Source organism: Bradyrhizobium sp. McL0616 (genome assembly GCF_049993385.1).
In the GTDB taxonomy this organism is placed as follows: Bacteria; Pseudomonadota; Alphaproteobacteria; order Rhizobiales; family Xanthobacteraceae; genus Bradyrhizobium.
On sequence record NZ_CP188255.1, the window covers coordinates 883,539 to 897,106 of the forward strand.

The 13,568-nt window shown below is 63.1% G+C and carries 14 protein-coding genes and 1 tRNA gene; 7 read left to right on the forward strand and 8 right to left on the reverse strand.

All coding sequences use genetic code 11. The annotated features are described in order from the left end of the window. Positions 1–50: 50 nt before the first annotated feature. Together ACPPVR_RS04260 and ACPPVR_RS04265 are read right to left on the reverse strand one after the other, a co-directional pair. A complete protein-coding gene (locus tag ACPPVR_RS04260) occupies positions 51–344 on the reverse strand; it encodes a GYD domain-containing protein (RefSeq protein ID WP_426613019.1) in 294 nt (97 codons plus the stop codon). A 124-nt stretch (positions 345–468) separates the two neighbouring features. After that, positions 469–822: a VOC family protein gene (locus ACPPVR_RS04265; RefSeq protein WP_426613020.1), complete on the reverse strand. Its 354-nt coding sequence runs from the start codon at positions 820–822 to the stop codon at positions 469–471. Positions 823–964: 142 nt separating this feature from the next. On the opposite strand from ACPPVR_RS04265, the gene ACPPVR_RS04270 reads away from it, so the two are divergent. After that, positions 965–1,041: transfer RNA gene (locus ACPPVR_RS04270), tRNA-Arg, on the forward strand. A gap of 716 nt (positions 1,042–1,757) precedes the next feature. Next, positions 1,758–2,255: a hypothetical protein gene (locus ACPPVR_RS04275; RefSeq protein ID WP_426613021.1), complete on the forward strand. Its 498-nt coding sequence runs from the start codon at positions 1,758–1,760 to the stop codon at positions 2,253–2,255. Positions 2,256–2,535: 280 nt separating this feature from the next. On the opposite strand, the gene ACPPVR_RS04280 is transcribed toward ACPPVR_RS04275, so the two are convergent. Beyond that, positions 2,536–2,706: a BA14K family protein gene (locus ACPPVR_RS04280; protein WP_426616329.1), complete on the reverse strand. Its 171-nt coding sequence runs from the start codon at positions 2,704–2,706 to the stop codon at positions 2,536–2,538. A 45-nt stretch (positions 2,707–2,751) separates the two neighbouring features. On the opposite strand from ACPPVR_RS04280, the gene ACPPVR_RS04285 reads away from it, so the two are divergent. Together ACPPVR_RS04285 and ACPPVR_RS04290 are read left to right on the forward strand one after the other, a co-directional pair. Next, positions 2,752–3,171 (forward strand): hypothetical protein, encoded by a 420-nt coding sequence (locus ACPPVR_RS04285; protein WP_426616345.1) that lies wholly within the window; start codon positions 2,752–2,754, stop codon positions 3,169–3,171. 765 nt (positions 3,172–3,936) lie between these two features. Further along, complete coding sequence (locus ACPPVR_RS04290) at positions 3,937–5,076, forward strand: amidohydrolase/deacetylase family metallohydrolase (protein ID WP_426613022.1); 1,140 nt, start codon at positions 3,937–3,939, stop codon at positions 5,074–5,076. 40 nt (positions 5,077–5,116) lie between these two features. Here the strand turns inward: ACPPVR_RS04290 and ACPPVR_RS04295 are convergent, their stop codons facing one another. Next, positions 5,117–6,727: an ABC transporter substrate-binding protein gene (locus tag ACPPVR_RS04295; protein ID WP_426613023.1), complete on the reverse strand. Its 1,611-nt coding sequence runs from the start codon at positions 6,725–6,727 to the stop codon at positions 5,117–5,119. Between the two features lie 227 nt (positions 6,728–6,954). Then, complete coding sequence (locus ACPPVR_RS04300) at positions 6,955–8,100, reverse strand: acyl-CoA dehydrogenase family protein (protein ID WP_426613024.1); 1,146 nt, start codon at positions 8,098–8,100, stop codon at positions 6,955–6,957. A 125-nt stretch (positions 8,101–8,225) separates the two neighbouring features. On the opposite strand from ACPPVR_RS04300, the gene ACPPVR_RS04305 reads away from it, so the two are divergent. Continuing rightward, positions 8,226–8,903, forward strand: coding sequence for an alpha/beta family hydrolase (locus ACPPVR_RS04305; RefSeq protein ID WP_426613025.1), 678 nt, complete (start codon positions 8,226–8,228; stop codon positions 8,901–8,903). A 3-nt stretch (positions 8,904–8,906) separates the two neighbouring features. On the opposite strand, the gene ACPPVR_RS04310 is transcribed toward ACPPVR_RS04305, so the two are convergent. Continuing rightward, entirely contained in the window at positions 8,907–9,881 is a 975-nt protein-coding gene (locus ACPPVR_RS04310) for a ketopantoate reductase family protein (RefSeq protein ID WP_426613026.1), read from the reverse strand. 159 nt (positions 9,882–10,040) lie between these two features. Between ACPPVR_RS04310 and ACPPVR_RS04315 the strand changes: the two genes are divergently transcribed. Further along, on the forward strand, positions 10,041–10,844 hold the full coding sequence (locus ACPPVR_RS04315) for an enoyl-CoA hydratase-related protein (protein ID WP_426613027.1): 804 nt from the start codon (positions 10,041–10,043) through the stop codon (positions 10,842–10,844). Between the two features lie 3 nt (positions 10,845–10,847). Here the strand turns inward: ACPPVR_RS04315 and ACPPVR_RS04320 are convergent, their stop codons facing one another. After that, positions 10,848–11,120 carry a hypothetical protein gene (locus tag ACPPVR_RS04320; RefSeq protein WP_426613028.1) on the reverse strand — a complete coding sequence of 91 codons (273 nt, stop codon included), beginning with the start codon at positions 11,118–11,120 and terminating at the stop codon, positions 10,848–10,850. A gap of 67 nt (positions 11,121–11,187) precedes the next feature. Then, entirely contained in the window at positions 11,188–12,072 is an 885-nt protein-coding gene (locus ACPPVR_RS04325) for a LysR family transcriptional regulator (RefSeq protein ID WP_426613029.1), read from the reverse strand. Positions 12,073–12,184: 112 nt separating this feature from the next. Here ACPPVR_RS04325 and ACPPVR_RS04330 point away from each other — a divergent pair, with 112 nt between their 5' ends. After that, positions 12,185–13,549: an FAD-dependent oxidoreductase gene (locus ACPPVR_RS04330; RefSeq protein ID WP_426613030.1), complete on the forward strand. Its 1,365-nt coding sequence runs from the start codon at positions 12,185–12,187 to the stop codon at positions 13,547–13,549. Positions 13,550–13,568 lie beyond the last annotated feature (19 nt).

Genomic DNA, 13,568 nt, shown 5'->3' on the forward strand with positions numbered 1-13,568 from the left:
CTTCCCGGGGTTGCCATCCCAGGTCCAGTGCGCTCGCACGGGCTTGAGCGTCAGAGCATCTTGCCAACTATCTTTGTCATGTCTGCTGCCGAAAACGCGCGCAGCGTTTCGGTGCGGACATTGCCGAGTGCGCTGAGACTAAGGCTGAGCGACATCGCGGCAGCCTCGTCCGGAGCCTCGATAAGGGTCACAACGTCATATCGTCCCTGCGTCCAGACGATCTCTTTCACGGTTACGCCGAACGTTCTGGCCATCTCCTTGAAGGCGTCGGCCCGCTTCGGCGAGTCCTTGGCGTTGCGGGCTCCCTGATCAGTGAAGCTCCCCAGCACGACGTAGGTTACCATGGTCGTCCTCCCTCGTTAGAACCCAGATACAATTCTCGCTTGAGGAAACCGCGCCGAGCTTGCCACAGCGGCTGAGACAGCGCTACTTGCGCATTGCGAACGTCAGCGGATGTGACTTATGCGGTCAGGACAACGGTCGCGCGAAACTGAGTTCATGGCCGTCGGGGTCGGTGAGATGGAAGTAGCGCTCACCCCATTCTGCATCGCGCGGCGCGGTCGACGGCTGCCATCCGGCGGCGCGTACGCGCGCGTAGGCCCCGTCGACATCGGCGACGTGGAAGATGACGCGGCCCCACCAGGACCAGCGCTTGTCGTCCGGCTGCGCAGTCAAGTTGAGATAACCGGTGCCGGCGCGAAAGCTTGTGAATGCAGCAGCCTCGCCGCCGTATACCAGCTCGAACCCCAGCGAACGATAGAACTGCACGGCGCGCCCCATGTTATGAGTGCCGAGCGTGACGGCGCTGATGCTTTCGATCATGTGGGCTGCTCCGCCGAGAGGGATCTGGAGGCGATTGTACAGCACGTCCCGTTTAGGTTGACGATGATCTGGCCCGCCTTGCGGCTGGCGAACCGCATCTTGCTCTGCTATGAGGGGGCCGAACCCGTCCCGCGGGTTCCGCGGTCCCGTAGCTCAGCCGGATAGAGCGACGGTTTCCTAAACCGTAGGTCGGAAGTTCGAGTCTTCCCGGGATCGCCAGCGTCAGAACGTCGAAGAGTTCAATAGAATTGGGTGTATCCCGATTTTCTCCGTTTGTTCGACGGCCGGTTCATGCGCGCCGATTTCCCTGATTCCGTCTGCTTCGCCCAGTCCGTGTAATTACAAGCAGTAGCGTCGAGTACATTGTGATTGTGTCGACCGGAACGCGCCGGTGGTCACTCGTGATCGCCATCTTAAAGTAATTCCATCCGGTAAGTCCTATGGGGAGCGCACCGGTCGGCGCTTCGAATCCTGCGGAGATGTCGCGATCGGCGATCGAATGATCGTCGCGGATCAGGAATTTTCCTCGGTTGGACCTATCCCGGGATCGCCATTTTTCCAACGACTTAGCTTTATGCCGCCAGGGGCAAAGCAAAAATTTTGCTCGGTTTTTGCTCAGACTGCATGGCTCAGACGGTTCTCTCTCGGTCGTAGCAATGCTCGCACCCGTGAAAGACGTTCTTCTCCTCGATTCTTGGTGAAGGCCTTGCCGCAGTTGACGCCGCAGTGACTGCCAAGTCCGATATTCAAGTGCGACATTGGTGCGCAACGGCGCTAGGCTCACATCGAACCGTGCATTCCGGAAAGTCGTCGCTGAAGCAAAAAAGACGGCGAAGGGCTTCCGGGCTACACTCTAGGAGACGTCGCAGCCGCTTGCGGCACGTCGAAGAAGAGGACGCGAATCGAAACATTGTATGAGGGCGCGGACGCTTGCCATGGAACATCTTGCAAAGACAGGTGTGGCACTCGCGTTGATGCTGGGAGCCACACTTCCGGCGCAAGCGGCGAAGATGAGCTTCGAATGCCCGGAACCTATTGACGAGACGACGCCGGCAAAGAGGGCGGAGGTTCAGAAGTTACTTCCGTTCGGCAACGCAATGGACGATCCCGGCCGCTTGAACTCAAGCATCGACGCGCTCAGGCGTCTCGGCCTGTCAAAGACCCTGATCATCGATCACTTGATCGGAGCGTATTGCCCAACTGTCGCCAGGGACAATAGCCTTTCGGACGCCGACAAGACTGCAATGGTTCGTCGGTTCGCGAGTCGCGTAACAGTGCTCGTTTATGATGTAGAAGAGGCTTCCGAGATCATCCTCAATGTCCCCTTGAAGCCGTCAATGGTCGACGAAGTAAGTGCCAGGGCCAGGAAGGCCGGCCTTTCCGTGGAAGATTGGTTGTCAAGGATGGTTGCAACAGCCGTCCAGCAGCCTTAACCGGAGTCGCCTTCAGTTGCGGCGCCGCGCCGGTCCGGAGGGCCGGCGTTGCTTCTGGACGGATGCCTGCGAGAGTGGTTCGCACAGTTCGGAGCGCGGCGGTTCCGTAATGCCACGTATCATAGGCTGATTGATCGGCAGCTTCCCAAAGACAATCGTTACAACCATGTTGCTTTTGGGGAGAATAGCGAATGCGCCGGCACTCGGGCCGTGCGTCGTCGGCGATCTCAGGGATTCCTGAAGTGCCGGCGAGCACGGCTCCAAGATGTCATCACATGAGCTAGGGGCACGGGTGGCGCTTGCCATCGTAGCCGAGATACGTTCCCGAAGCCGGGTCGTACGAGCGATATTTTTGCTGGCAATAGGAGGACCCATCAGCGGAGTCGTCGTAATCGCCGTAGAATCCGTCGTCGTAGCCGTCATAGTAAGGCCCGCCCGAATACGCGCCCAGTGCGAAGGCTCCGCCAAGGCCAAGACCTCCGCCGTGGCGGACACGATGCCCGAACCCGGCATGATGAAAATGATCGCCATGGAAGCCGGTGCCGGCAGCGACGGAACGCCCGGCCCGATGGAGACCGCCCGGCGCGTGGAAGCCGCCAGCGGTCCCGAAATGAGCAACTCCGCCATGGAAGCCTCCGAAGTGTCCACCACCGTGAAATCCGCCGCCGCCTCCGAAATGTCCGCCACCGCCCCCATGTCCACCGCCCCCATGTCCACCGCCACGCGCAGAGGCAGCCGTTCCCGATGCCAAGGCAGCGCAAAGAGCGATCACGCCAAGCAATTTCAATCGTTCCATCGTTTTTTCTCCAGCTACATGATTTCGGCCACGTCTCGGCCTTTCGCCGGACACTCATTGGCCGGTGAACTGCCGACGACCCCATGTTCGCCGAGTGCACGCTCGCCGTCTTTTCATTAGGCCGCGGATGTTTCCGCTTCGCACGTGAAGTCGGAATCCGAATGAACAAGTCCAAGGTCGTCGATCAGCGCAAAGGCAGATGCGTGCATTCGCGTTCGATGCCGGCAATGCTTACCAGGCACGGTGTCGTCGACTTGGAACTGAAATCTCCAACGGAGCTAGACGCACGACAGCTGGCGTCCGCTTATATTTCCGGAACGTCCAGAGCAATCAGGACGATGATGGCGATCAGGATTGCGGCCCATAGTGCCGCGGATATGGCACCCTGCGTGCGAGTTATCGTCATTAGTCGAGCTCCGAGATCGGGTATGGACAGAACGCCCCGATTCTTGCGGTTGCTGCGCACATCGTCTTTCGATCGCCCGCGCCGGTTTTCCGAACACGCACGATGACGAGCACCGGACACTTGGACGCTGCTCCTCCGCATCGCGCTACAGTGGGCGCAACAGTCCTAGCCCGGACCGCAGTTGGTGCAGAACGGTCGTTGCCTCTCCCGCGCGAACCGTTTGCCGTGGGTTGTCGACGCAGCACATCTGCAGCACGACGGCCCTAAGCGCCTGATATTGTTGAACTGAGAGCGGTTTCTTAAACCGTAGGTCGGAAGTTCGAGTCGTCCCCGGATCGCCATTTTGATCGCCATTTTTTCATGGGCGATCGTCGCTGATTGCTGCGCTGGTCGGCGCAAAAGTTGCTAGAAGCAGGCAACTTCCTTCCTGGCTCCGCCGACATGGCGGTCACGCCTCACTGCCCTACCCGGAGATGATGATGCCTTTCGACTTGATCCTGCGCGGGGGGCGGGTAATCGACCCGTCCCAGAAGCTCGATGCCGTGACTGATGTCGCCTTCTCGGGCGGCAAGGTTGCTGCGGTGGGCAGCGGATTGAAGGCGGATCCGGCGACCGAGGTGCGCGACGTCTCGCGCTATATCGTGACGCCGGGGCTGATTGATCTCCATACCCATGTCTATTGGGGCGGCACCTCGCTCGGCATCGATGCCGAGGAATTTTGTCGCCTCTCCGGCGTCACCACCGCGGTCGACACCGGCAGCGCGGGCCCCGGCAATTTCGCAGGTTTCCGCAAGCATGTGATCGAGCCGAGCCAGGTCCGCATCCTCGCTTATCTGCATGTCTCGCATGCCGGCATCTTCGGCTTCTCGCACCGGACCATGGTCGGCGAAAGCGAGGAATTGCGGCTGATGAATCCGATCGAGGCGGCCCAGGTTGCGGATGCCAATCGCGATCTCATCGTCGGCATCAAGGTGCGCGTCGGACTGCACTCATCGGGCACGTCGGGGACCGTGCCGCTCGATATCGCGCTCCAGGTCGCCGACGAGGTCGGCATGCCCCTGATGGCGCATATCGACCATCCGCCGCCGAGCTATGAGGAGGTGCTGGCGCGCCTGCGCCCTGGCGACGTGCTCACCCATGCGTTCAGGCCGTTCCCGAATACGCCCGCGACCGCGCAGGGCACGGTGAAGAAGGCGGTGCTGGACGCACGAGAGCGCGGCGTGCTGTTCGACATCGGCCACGGCAAGGGCTCGTTCGCCTTCAAGACCGCGCGCGCCATGCTTGCCAACGGCTTCTATCCGGACACGATCTCGTCCGACATCCATCAGCTCTGCATCGACGGCCCGGCTTTCGACCAGGTGACCACCCTGTCGAAATTTTTGTGCATGGGCATGCCACTGTCCGACGTCATCGCAACCTCGACGGTCAACGCCGCGATGGCGCTGCGCCGGCCCGAGCTCGGCAGCCTCAAGCCGGGCAGCGTCGGCGACGCGACGCTGATCTCGGTCAAACAAGGCCAGTTCGATTATGAGGACGTGGTCGGCGAGCACCTCATCGGTGATCGCAAGATCGTCTCCGAAGGCGTCGTGATCGCCGGCCGCTGGTGGCATCCGAATTAGGGCTTCGCCTCTCCCCGCAAGAACGGAGAGGGGCTGCAGCTCACTCGTTCTTGTCCACATTCCAGAACATCGGCGTTGCCGGGCCGTCGATCACGCCGGTGAGCGATTTGCGCCATGCGCTCGGTGCCTGGAACTGGCCGAGCGGGACGTAGATCACTTGATCGTAGGCCTCCCTCTGCACGTCGAAGGCGATCTTCTTTTGCTCTTCGGGCGAGGTGGCGCGGGCAAAGGCGTCGCGCAGCTGCTCGAGCTTGGGGTCCTCGGACCAGCCGTACCAGCCGCCACTCGTGCCCTTGCCGACCATCGGGACGTTGACCAGCGGGTTCAAGGAGTCGGCCGCGCCCTGGTAGGTGAAGAACATGTTCCAGCCGCCTTCCTTCGGCGGCTTCTGGATCGCCCTGCGGGTGACCACGGTCTGCCAGTCCATCGCCTGAAGATCGACCTTGAAGCCGGCCTCGCGCAGGAGCTGTGCGACCACGACCGGCTGCGCTTTCAGTAGGATCTGGTCGGTTGGCGCCAGGATCACCACGGGCGAGCCGTCATAACCGGCCTCGGCCAACGCCTTCTTGGCGTCCGCCATGCCATTGCCCTTGACCAGGGTCTCGCCGCCGGCGTCGCTGGCCAGCGGCGTATCGCAGATGAAGAATGCGCCGCAGAACTTGTAGTATTTGGGATTGCCGATCTGCGCGTCGAGCACGTCCTTCTGGTTGATCGCGAGCATCGCGGCGCGGCGGATCTTCACATTGTCGAATGGCGGATGCAGGAAGTTCATCCGGCCGAACGACTGGAAGCCGAACTTGTTCAGGATCGAAACGGTGATGTCCGGATTGGATTCGAGCGCGGGTAGCATGTCGAACGGCGGCGTTTCAACGAAATCGACATCGCCTGATTGCAGCGCGTTGAGCGCGGTCTGCGCGTCCGGCATCGTGATCCATTCGACGCGGTCGACGTTCACCACCTTGCCGCCCGATGTCCATTCGGCCGGCTCCTTGCGCGGCACATAGTCGGTGTTCTTTTCGTAGACCGCTTTCACGCCGGGCTGGAATTCGCTCGCGACGAACTTGAACGGGCCGGAGCCAATCTGCTCCGGAATCTGCTTGGTGATCGGGGTCTCCGCAAGCCGCTTGGGCATCATGAAGGCGCAGATCGACGATGGCTTGGCGATCGTCTCCAGCACCAGGCCATAGGGCTCCTTCAGCTTGAGGACGATCGTTTTGGCGTCCGCGGCTTCGATGCCTGCCGTGAAGTCCATCAGCTTGCGCGCCATGCCGTCGACGCTCGTGCCCCAGCGCTTCAGCGAGGCGACGCAATCCTCCGCCGTCACCGGCGCGCCGTCGTGCCACTTCAGGCCGTCGCGTAAGGTGAAGGTGTAGGTCAACTTGTCCGCCGATACGGTCCAGTCAGCCATCTGCGACTGCACCTTGAAGCTGGAATCGATGCCGAGCAGCGTATCGTAGACCATGTAGCCATGGTCGCGGGTGATGATGGCCGTCGTGAAGCCGGGATCGGTAACGCGAAGGTCCGATTGCATCACCGCGGTCAGGATCTTCTTTCCGGTCGCGGCGGATGCAGCCGACGTCCAGGCCGCGGACATTGCAGATGGCGCGACAGCCGCAAGCTGAAGCAGTTTCCGTCGCGAGACGTGAACCATGCGCAATTCTCCCGATGCAAGCGAGACCAGACGGCGGCTGCCGATGACGGGCAGCCTATGGCGGGGAACCACACGTGACAAGCAGCTTCGACCGATCTGAATTCGTTGGTGACCGAGCAAAGGCTGTACCATCGAAGCCGGCGGTGCAGCAATCGCGCCGAAGGCCGTCTCGCTTTTGACGGACGCGCGTCAGTCGCATCCCTCCATGATCGCCTTGGCGGGGTGAGCTACAGCGACCTTGCGATCAAGAGCTTCATGATCTCGTTGGTGCCGCCATAGATCTTCTGGATGCGGGAATCGATGAAGATGCGCGAGATCGGGTATTCCTGCATGTAGCCGTAGCCGCCAAACAGCTGGAGGCATTCGTCGGCGGTCTGGACCTGCTTGTCCGAGCACCAATATTTCGCCATCGACGCCGTGACGGTGTCGAGGTCCTTGGCGATCAGTCGCTCGATGCACCAATCGACGAAGACGCGGGCGATCATCGCTTCGGTCTTGCGTTCGGCGAGCGTGAAGGCGGTGTTCTGGAAATCCATCAGCGGCTTGCCGAACGCCTTTCGCTCCTTGGTGTACTCGGTGGTGAGCTTGATCGCGCGCTCCATCGAGGCGACGGCGCCGACCGCGAGCGACAGCCGCTCCTGCGGCAATTGCTGCATCAGCTGCGCAAAACCCTGGCCTTCTTCCTTGCCGAGCAGGTTTTCCGGGGCTACCTGCACATTATCGAAGAACAGTTCTGACGTGTCGGAGGCATGCAGGCCGATCTTATCGAGGTTGCGTCCGCGCTTGTAACCATCCGCACCCGCGGTCTCGACCACGATCAGCGAGATGCCCTTGGCGCCGACGTCGCCGGTGCGGGCAACGACGATGACGAGATCGGCGGCCTGGCCGTTGGTAATAAAAGTCTTCTGGCCGTTGATGACGTAGGAATTACCCTGTTTCTTGGCGGTGGTCTTGACGGCTTGGAGATCCGAGCCGGTGCCGGGCTCGGTCATGGCGATGGCGCCGACCATCTCGCCCGAGGCCATCTTCGGCAGCCAGCGCTTCTTCTGCTCCTCCGAGCCGTAGTTGAGGATGTAGTGGGCGACGATGGCGCTGTGCACGGAGACGCCGGTCGTGACCTCAGGCACCGTGCTCTCGAGGTCTTCCAGCACCGCGGCTTCATAAGCGAAGGTCGCGCCCAAGCCGCCATATTCCTCCGGCACGCTCGACAGCAGCGCGCCCATCTCTCCGAGCGCGCGCCACGCGGACCGGTCGACCATCTTCTGCTCGCGCCACTTTTCGGCGTGCGGCGCCAAATCCTTGGCCAGGAATTTGCGGAACTGGTCGCGAAAGACGTCAAGCTCTTCGGTCATCCAGGAGGAGCGGTACGACATGGTCACCTCGGTTGATACGGTTGCCGGCTTGGTAGGCTAGTCGGCGCCAGCAATTATTGTGTTTTCAGGCTGCGCCGGTGACGCTACCAAGGCGGCCGGGTTCACGTCTGTCGGGATATCTGATTGTGGCCGTCAAAACCAAAGAGCTCAAGCTCGACATCGCGCGCATCGGCACGGTCTCGGCGATCCTGACACAGCCGGCCAACGCGCGCGCCTGCTACGTCCTGGCGCACGGCGCCGGCGCGGGGATGCAGCATGCATCTATGGACAAGATTGCGGAGGGCCTCGCAGACCGAGGCATCGCGACGCTCCGCTTCAATTTTCCCTATATGGAGAAGAAGCAGGGGCGTCCCGACCAGCCCGCGGTCGCGCACGCGGCCATCCGCGCGGCAGTCGAGGAGGCGGCGCGGCTTTGCCCCGGATTGAAGCTCGTCGCGGGTGGCAAGTCTTTCGGTGGGCGGATGACCTCTCAGGCGCAATCGAAGGCGCCGCTGCCGGGCGTCAAAGGGCTCGCCTTTCTCGGCTTCCCCCTGCATGCCGACAAGAAGCCCTCATCGGAACGGGCCGAGCACCTCGCCCGGGTCGAGATTCCCATGCTGTTCCTGCAAGGCACGCGCGATGGGCTCGCCGATCTCAGCATCCTGAAGCCCGTGATCGAGGCGCTCGGCCCGAAGGCGACGCTGCATGTGGTCGAAGGCGGCGACCACTCCTTCGCGGTCCTCAAAAAGTCCAGCCGCAGCAATGAAAAGGCGCTTGCCGAGGTGCTCGATACGCTGACGGCGTGGATCGACGACCTCGCCTGAGGCTCAGGCGGAATAAAGCCCCTTGTCGCGCGCCTTCTGGATCGCGAGTGCGGCGATCAGGTCGAGCGTTGGCGTCGACAGGCCGGCGGTGCGCGCGAAGGCGGCCGGCGCCTTGACCAGCACGTCGATCTCCATGGCGCGGCCGAGCTCGTAATCCTGCAGCAGCGACGGCTTGTGGTTCGGGGCAGGGCCGCTGCGGTTCACGCGCTTGACCTCGGGAATGAAGTGCTGCGCGATATCGTTGGCCTCGTTCAGCATGCGCGGGATCAGCTCGGCGAACGCAGCATCGTCGCGTACGCCGCGCGCGGTCTGGCCGGTGAGCAGGCACAGCACCGACAGCGACATGTTGGTCAGCAGCTTTGACCAGATCGCCTCGCGGATCTCGGCGACCGGCGGTGATTCCAGCCGCGCGTCGTTGAGGACGTTACGGAGCTTCGTGATGCGCTCGCAATTGCGGTCGTCGCATTCGCCGATCAAGAGGCGGTTGCGGTCCGGTGTGAGGTTCTGCACCACGCCGGGCGCGATCACCTCGTTGGAGGAGAAGATGACGCCGCCGATGATGCGCTCTTTCGGGATGCAGGCGCGCAGCCGCCCGCCGGGGTCGAGGAACGATATGTCAGGCGGCGCCGGGTGCCGCGGCGGCAGGCCGATCCCGTACCACCAGGGAATGCCGTTCTGGGCGAAGACGATCGCGGTGTCGTCCTGGAGTAGCGGCTTGATGCTGGAAACCAGCCCCTGGAGCGCGGTCGCCTTCAGCGCAGAGATCACCACGTCCTGTGGGCCGAGCTGCGCCGGGTCGCCAGAGGCGTTCACCTTGGCGGTGACCTCGGAATCGCCGACCCGCAGCTTGAGGCCGCTCGCGCGCACCGCCTCCAGATGCGCCCCCCGCATCACGCATGAGACGTCGTGCCCGGCGCGCGCGAGCCTGACCGCGAGATGGCTTCCGACGGCGCCCGAGCCGAAAATGCAGATACGCATATGTAATGTCCCGTCCCAAATCCCTTGGCTGCCGCCCACCGCCACCATGACACAACCCGCCATGCGATGGGCGCGGCCGCCCCACGCCGGAAAGATATGGATCGGCGCGGGGCGCCTCGGCCATAGTGCGCGGCAAACAAGATGACCGGAGGATCGCCGATGACCGCCAACCCCGTCCTGTGGACGCTCGACGCACGTGGCGTCGCGACCGTCACGCTGAACCGCCCGGAGGTCAACAACGCCTATGACGGCGCGCTGATCGCCGGCGTGCTTGCCGCGATGGACGAATTGGGGAAGAAGCCCAACCTCCGCGTCGTCGTGCTCCGGGGCAACGGCAAGCACTTTCAGGCCGGCGCCGACCTCAAATGGATCAACGGCGTGCGGCCGCAATCGGCCGAGGCCAATGAGACGGCGTCCCGGGCGACGTTCGAGGCGGTGCAGCGGCTCAACACGCTGCCGATCCCGACAGTGGCACTGGTGCAGGGCGGCTGTTTTGGCGGCGGCACCGGCGTGATCGCGGCCTGCGACGTCGTGATCGCAGCCGACAATGCCCTGTTCTCGATCACCGAGGTGCGCTGGGGGCTGACTGCAGCGATCATCATCCCGCAGCTCTGCGACGCCATTAGTGTACGGCAAGTCCGCCGTTACGCGCTCACCGGCGAACGCTTTGGCGCCGAAGATGCCCGCCGCATCGGCCTCGTCCATGAGGTCGTGCCGCTGGCTGATCTCGAAGCCGCCGGCGCCAAGGTGGTCGAGCAGCTGCTCGCCAACGGTCCGGAGGCGATGGCCGAGACCAAGCGGCTCGCGCTGGAGAGTTCGTTTGGCGGGATGGCCGTGGATGACGCCGCTTACACGCGGCTCGTGCAGCTGCATTCACTGAAGCGGCAGAGCGCGGAGGCCGCGGAAGGACTCGCGTCGTTCGCCGAGAAGCGCGCGGGGAATTGGGGCGGCGGGAAGGGCTGAGCGTCAGCAGCCGCGGCAGATGCCGTGGATGCTGCGATAGACAGCATCGTCGTCCTGCCGCATCTGGTGCAGCGATTCGAGCGCCTTGCTCTCGTTGGTCGGTGTAACAGACTTGCGCTTCGTCGCGAGCTCCTCCTCCTGCCGCTTATAGCAGGCTTCGCGATCGGCCTTGGCCTGGATGAAACGGCAGTTCTGCTCCAGCGCTGCGGCTGGTGTGGCGGAGATCACTAGAGCGATCAGGGCGGGCAGGGCGAATTTCACGAATGTCGAATCCATGGCGGAACTTCTCTCAGGTCCGTCATTTCCGAGCAACTGCCATCTTGTGACAACGGCGCGACAAGGCTCACAGCGACGACGCGAGCGACGTCTTGAGCAGTGTCAGCAGCGCCTGCACCGCGGCGGCGTTGCGCCGGCGCTCGGGGATCGCGGCCTTCACCCATAGCTCGGGAATCGGAAAGTCACGCAGCACCGGCTTGAGCGTCCCATCACGCAGGGCATCGGCGACGAGATAATGCGACATCAGCGCGATGCCGTTGCCGGCGATCGCGCTGCGCGCCAGCACATGCCCCTCGTTGGAGGAAAGCAGCGGGCTGACCTGGATGCTGATACGGCCGCGCGGCCCGTCGAAAACCCATTCCGGTCCGGTCGGCAGAAAGCTGAGGCAGCGATGCTCGACGAGATCGCGCGGATGTTTTGGCGTGCCGTGTTTCTTCAAATAGGCCGGTGAGGCGCAGAGCAGCCGCTTCAGCGCGCACAGCGGCTCGTCGACCACGCCGCCGAAGGAATGCGGGAAGGCGCCGATGGCGATGTCAAAGCCCTCCGTCACCGGATCGACCGGGCGATCGATCAGCACGATCTCGAGTTTCAGCCGCGGGTTCTGCGTCTGGAAGGCGCTGAAGGCGTCCGCGAGCCGCGCGACCGTCAGCGAGGTCGGCGCCTTGATGCGGAGGTGATCGACGAGATCGTGGCCCTTCTCGCCCATGCGCGAGAGCAGATCGGTGGCGTCAGTGACGACACCACGTGCGCGATGCACATAGCGCTGGCCGGCGTCGGTCAGCCGCAATTGCCGGGTCGAGCGATGAAACAGCGGCGTGCCGATCCGTGCCTCCAGCTGCGTGACGCGCTTGGCCACCACCGAGGTCGAGACGCCGAGTTTTCGCGCGGCGGCGGAGAACCCGGCCGCGTCCGCGGTGGCGAGGAAGGCCTGAAGGTTCACCAGAATGTCCATCCCGACCTTTCGCGATTCGAGAAAGCTGATCGCGTATATTGGTGGATTGTAGCCTAGCTCGCGTCAATTCATAGTCCGGCCAAGCAAGAGATTTTCAGGGATAGGACGCGCCATGCGGCCCACGATGATCGAAGAACCAGCGCGCCAGGTGCCGCTCTACGGCGAATATGAAGTCGTCGTCCTCGGCGGCGGCCCGGCCGGCATTATCGCAGCGGCCTCCGCAGCCCGCGCGGGGCGGCGGACGCTCTTGATCGAGCGCTACGGCTTTCTTGGCGGCATGGGCACGGCCGCCGGCGTTACCAATTTTTGCGGCCTGCACGGCAACGTCTATGGCGAGGCGCACCGGCTGGTGCAGGGCATGGCCTCCGAGCTGCTGGCGCGGATCGATCATTTGAACGGCCTGAACGCGCCGCATTTGATCCTCGGCAAGGTCTTTGCCCAGGCCTATGACACCGCCGCCTACAAGATCGCGGCCGATGAACTCCTTGCAAGCCACAAGGTGCACATCCTCTTCCATGCACTCGGCGCCGGCGTGGTGATGAGCGACGACCGCCGCATCGATGCGCTGATGGTGGAGACCAAGGCCGGCCGGCAGGCGGTGCGCTCGGAAATCTTCATCGATTGTTCCGGCGACGGCGATCTCGCGGTCTGGGCCGGCGCGCCGTTCGAGTTTGGCGACGAACACGGACACCCGATGTATCCGTCGATGATGCTCCGCCTCAACGGCATCGATCCCGAGAAAGCAGGCGAGGCCTGGCGGACCATTCCGCAATTGATGGAGAAGGCTACCGCGGCTGGAACGCACAAATTCCCGCGCAAAAGCGCGATCGTGCGGCCGCAAAAATCCGGCATCGAATGGCGGGTGAATTTTACCCAGGTCGCGCGCGAGGACGGCCATGCCATCAACGGCATCGAGCCTGACGATCTCACCCGCGGCGAGATCGAGGGTCGCAAGCAGGCGCTCGCGGCGTTCGAATTCCTGCGCACCGTGCCAGGCTTCGAAAAGTCGTACATTGTCGATTTGCCGCCGCAGCTCGGCATCCGCGAGACCCGCCGCATCAAGGGCGGCTATCAGCTTAGCGGCGAGGACGTGCTCGGCTGCGCTTCGTTCGAGGATTCGATCGGGGTCAATGGCTGGCCGATCGAGGCCCATGTTCCCGGCGATGTCGTCTTTACTTTCCCGCCGATTCCGGAATCGCGCGGCTATAACGAGCTGCCCTACCGGATGCTGGTGCCCGAAGGCGTCGACAATCTGCTGGTCGCCGGGCGTTGCGCCTCGATGACCCATGAGGGCCAGTCGGCGGCGCGGGTCTCCGGTGCCTGTTTCGTGATGGGGGAGGCCGCGGGTTCCGCCGCGGCGCTGGCGCTCTCAGGTAATCGGATTCCACGCGAAATCCCGGTTGAAAAATTGCAGGAAACGTTGAAACAACAGGGCGCCTTCATCGGGCGGGACCAGCCCGTGCCAGAGGGCCTGTAACGGACTGCAAGAGAACTAC

Excerpts from the sequence above, each read along its gene's own strand:
- ACPPVR_RS04260 (WP_426613019.1), bottom strand. The coding sequence starts at position 344 with ATGGTAACCTACGTCGTGCTGGGGAGCTTCACTGATCAGGGAGCCCGC.
- ACPPVR_RS04265 (WP_426613020.1), bottom strand. The coding sequence starts at position 822 with ATGATCGAAAGCATCAGCGCCGTCACGCTCGGCACTCATAACATGGGG.
- ACPPVR_RS04275 (WP_426613021.1), top strand. The coding sequence starts at position 1,758 with ATGGAACATCTTGCAAAGACAGGTGTGGCACTCGCGTTGATGCTGGGA.
- ACPPVR_RS04285 (WP_426616345.1), top strand. The coding sequence starts at position 2,752 with ATGCCCGAACCCGGCATGATGAAAATGATCGCCATGGAAGCCGGTGCC.
- ACPPVR_RS04290 (WP_426613022.1), top strand. The coding sequence starts at position 3,937 with ATGCCTTTCGACTTGATCCTGCGCGGGGGGCGGGTAATCGACCCGTCC.
- ACPPVR_RS04295 (WP_426613023.1), bottom strand. The coding sequence starts at position 6,727 with ATGGTTCACGTCTCGCGACGGAAACTGCTTCAGCTTGCGGCTGTCGCG.
- ACPPVR_RS04300 (WP_426613024.1), bottom strand. The coding sequence starts at position 8,100 with ATGTCGTACCGCTCCTCCTGGATGACCGAAGAGCTTGACGTCTTTCGC.
- ACPPVR_RS04310 (WP_426613026.1), bottom strand. The coding sequence starts at position 9,881 with ATGCGTATCTGCATTTTCGGCTCGGGCGCCGTCGGAAGCCATCTCGCG.
- ACPPVR_RS04315 (WP_426613027.1), top strand. The coding sequence starts at position 10,041 with ATGACCGCCAACCCCGTCCTGTGGACGCTCGACGCACGTGGCGTCGCG.
- ACPPVR_RS04320 (WP_426613028.1), bottom strand. The coding sequence starts at position 11,120 with ATGGATTCGACATTCGTGAAATTCGCCCTGCCCGCCCTGATCGCTCTA.
- ACPPVR_RS04325 (WP_426613029.1), bottom strand. The coding sequence starts at position 12,072 with ATGGACATTCTGGTGAACCTTCAGGCCTTCCTCGCCACCGCGGACGCG.
- ACPPVR_RS04330 (WP_426613030.1), top strand. The coding sequence starts at position 12,185 with ATGCGGCCCACGATGATCGAAGAACCAGCGCGCCAGGTGCCGCTCTAC.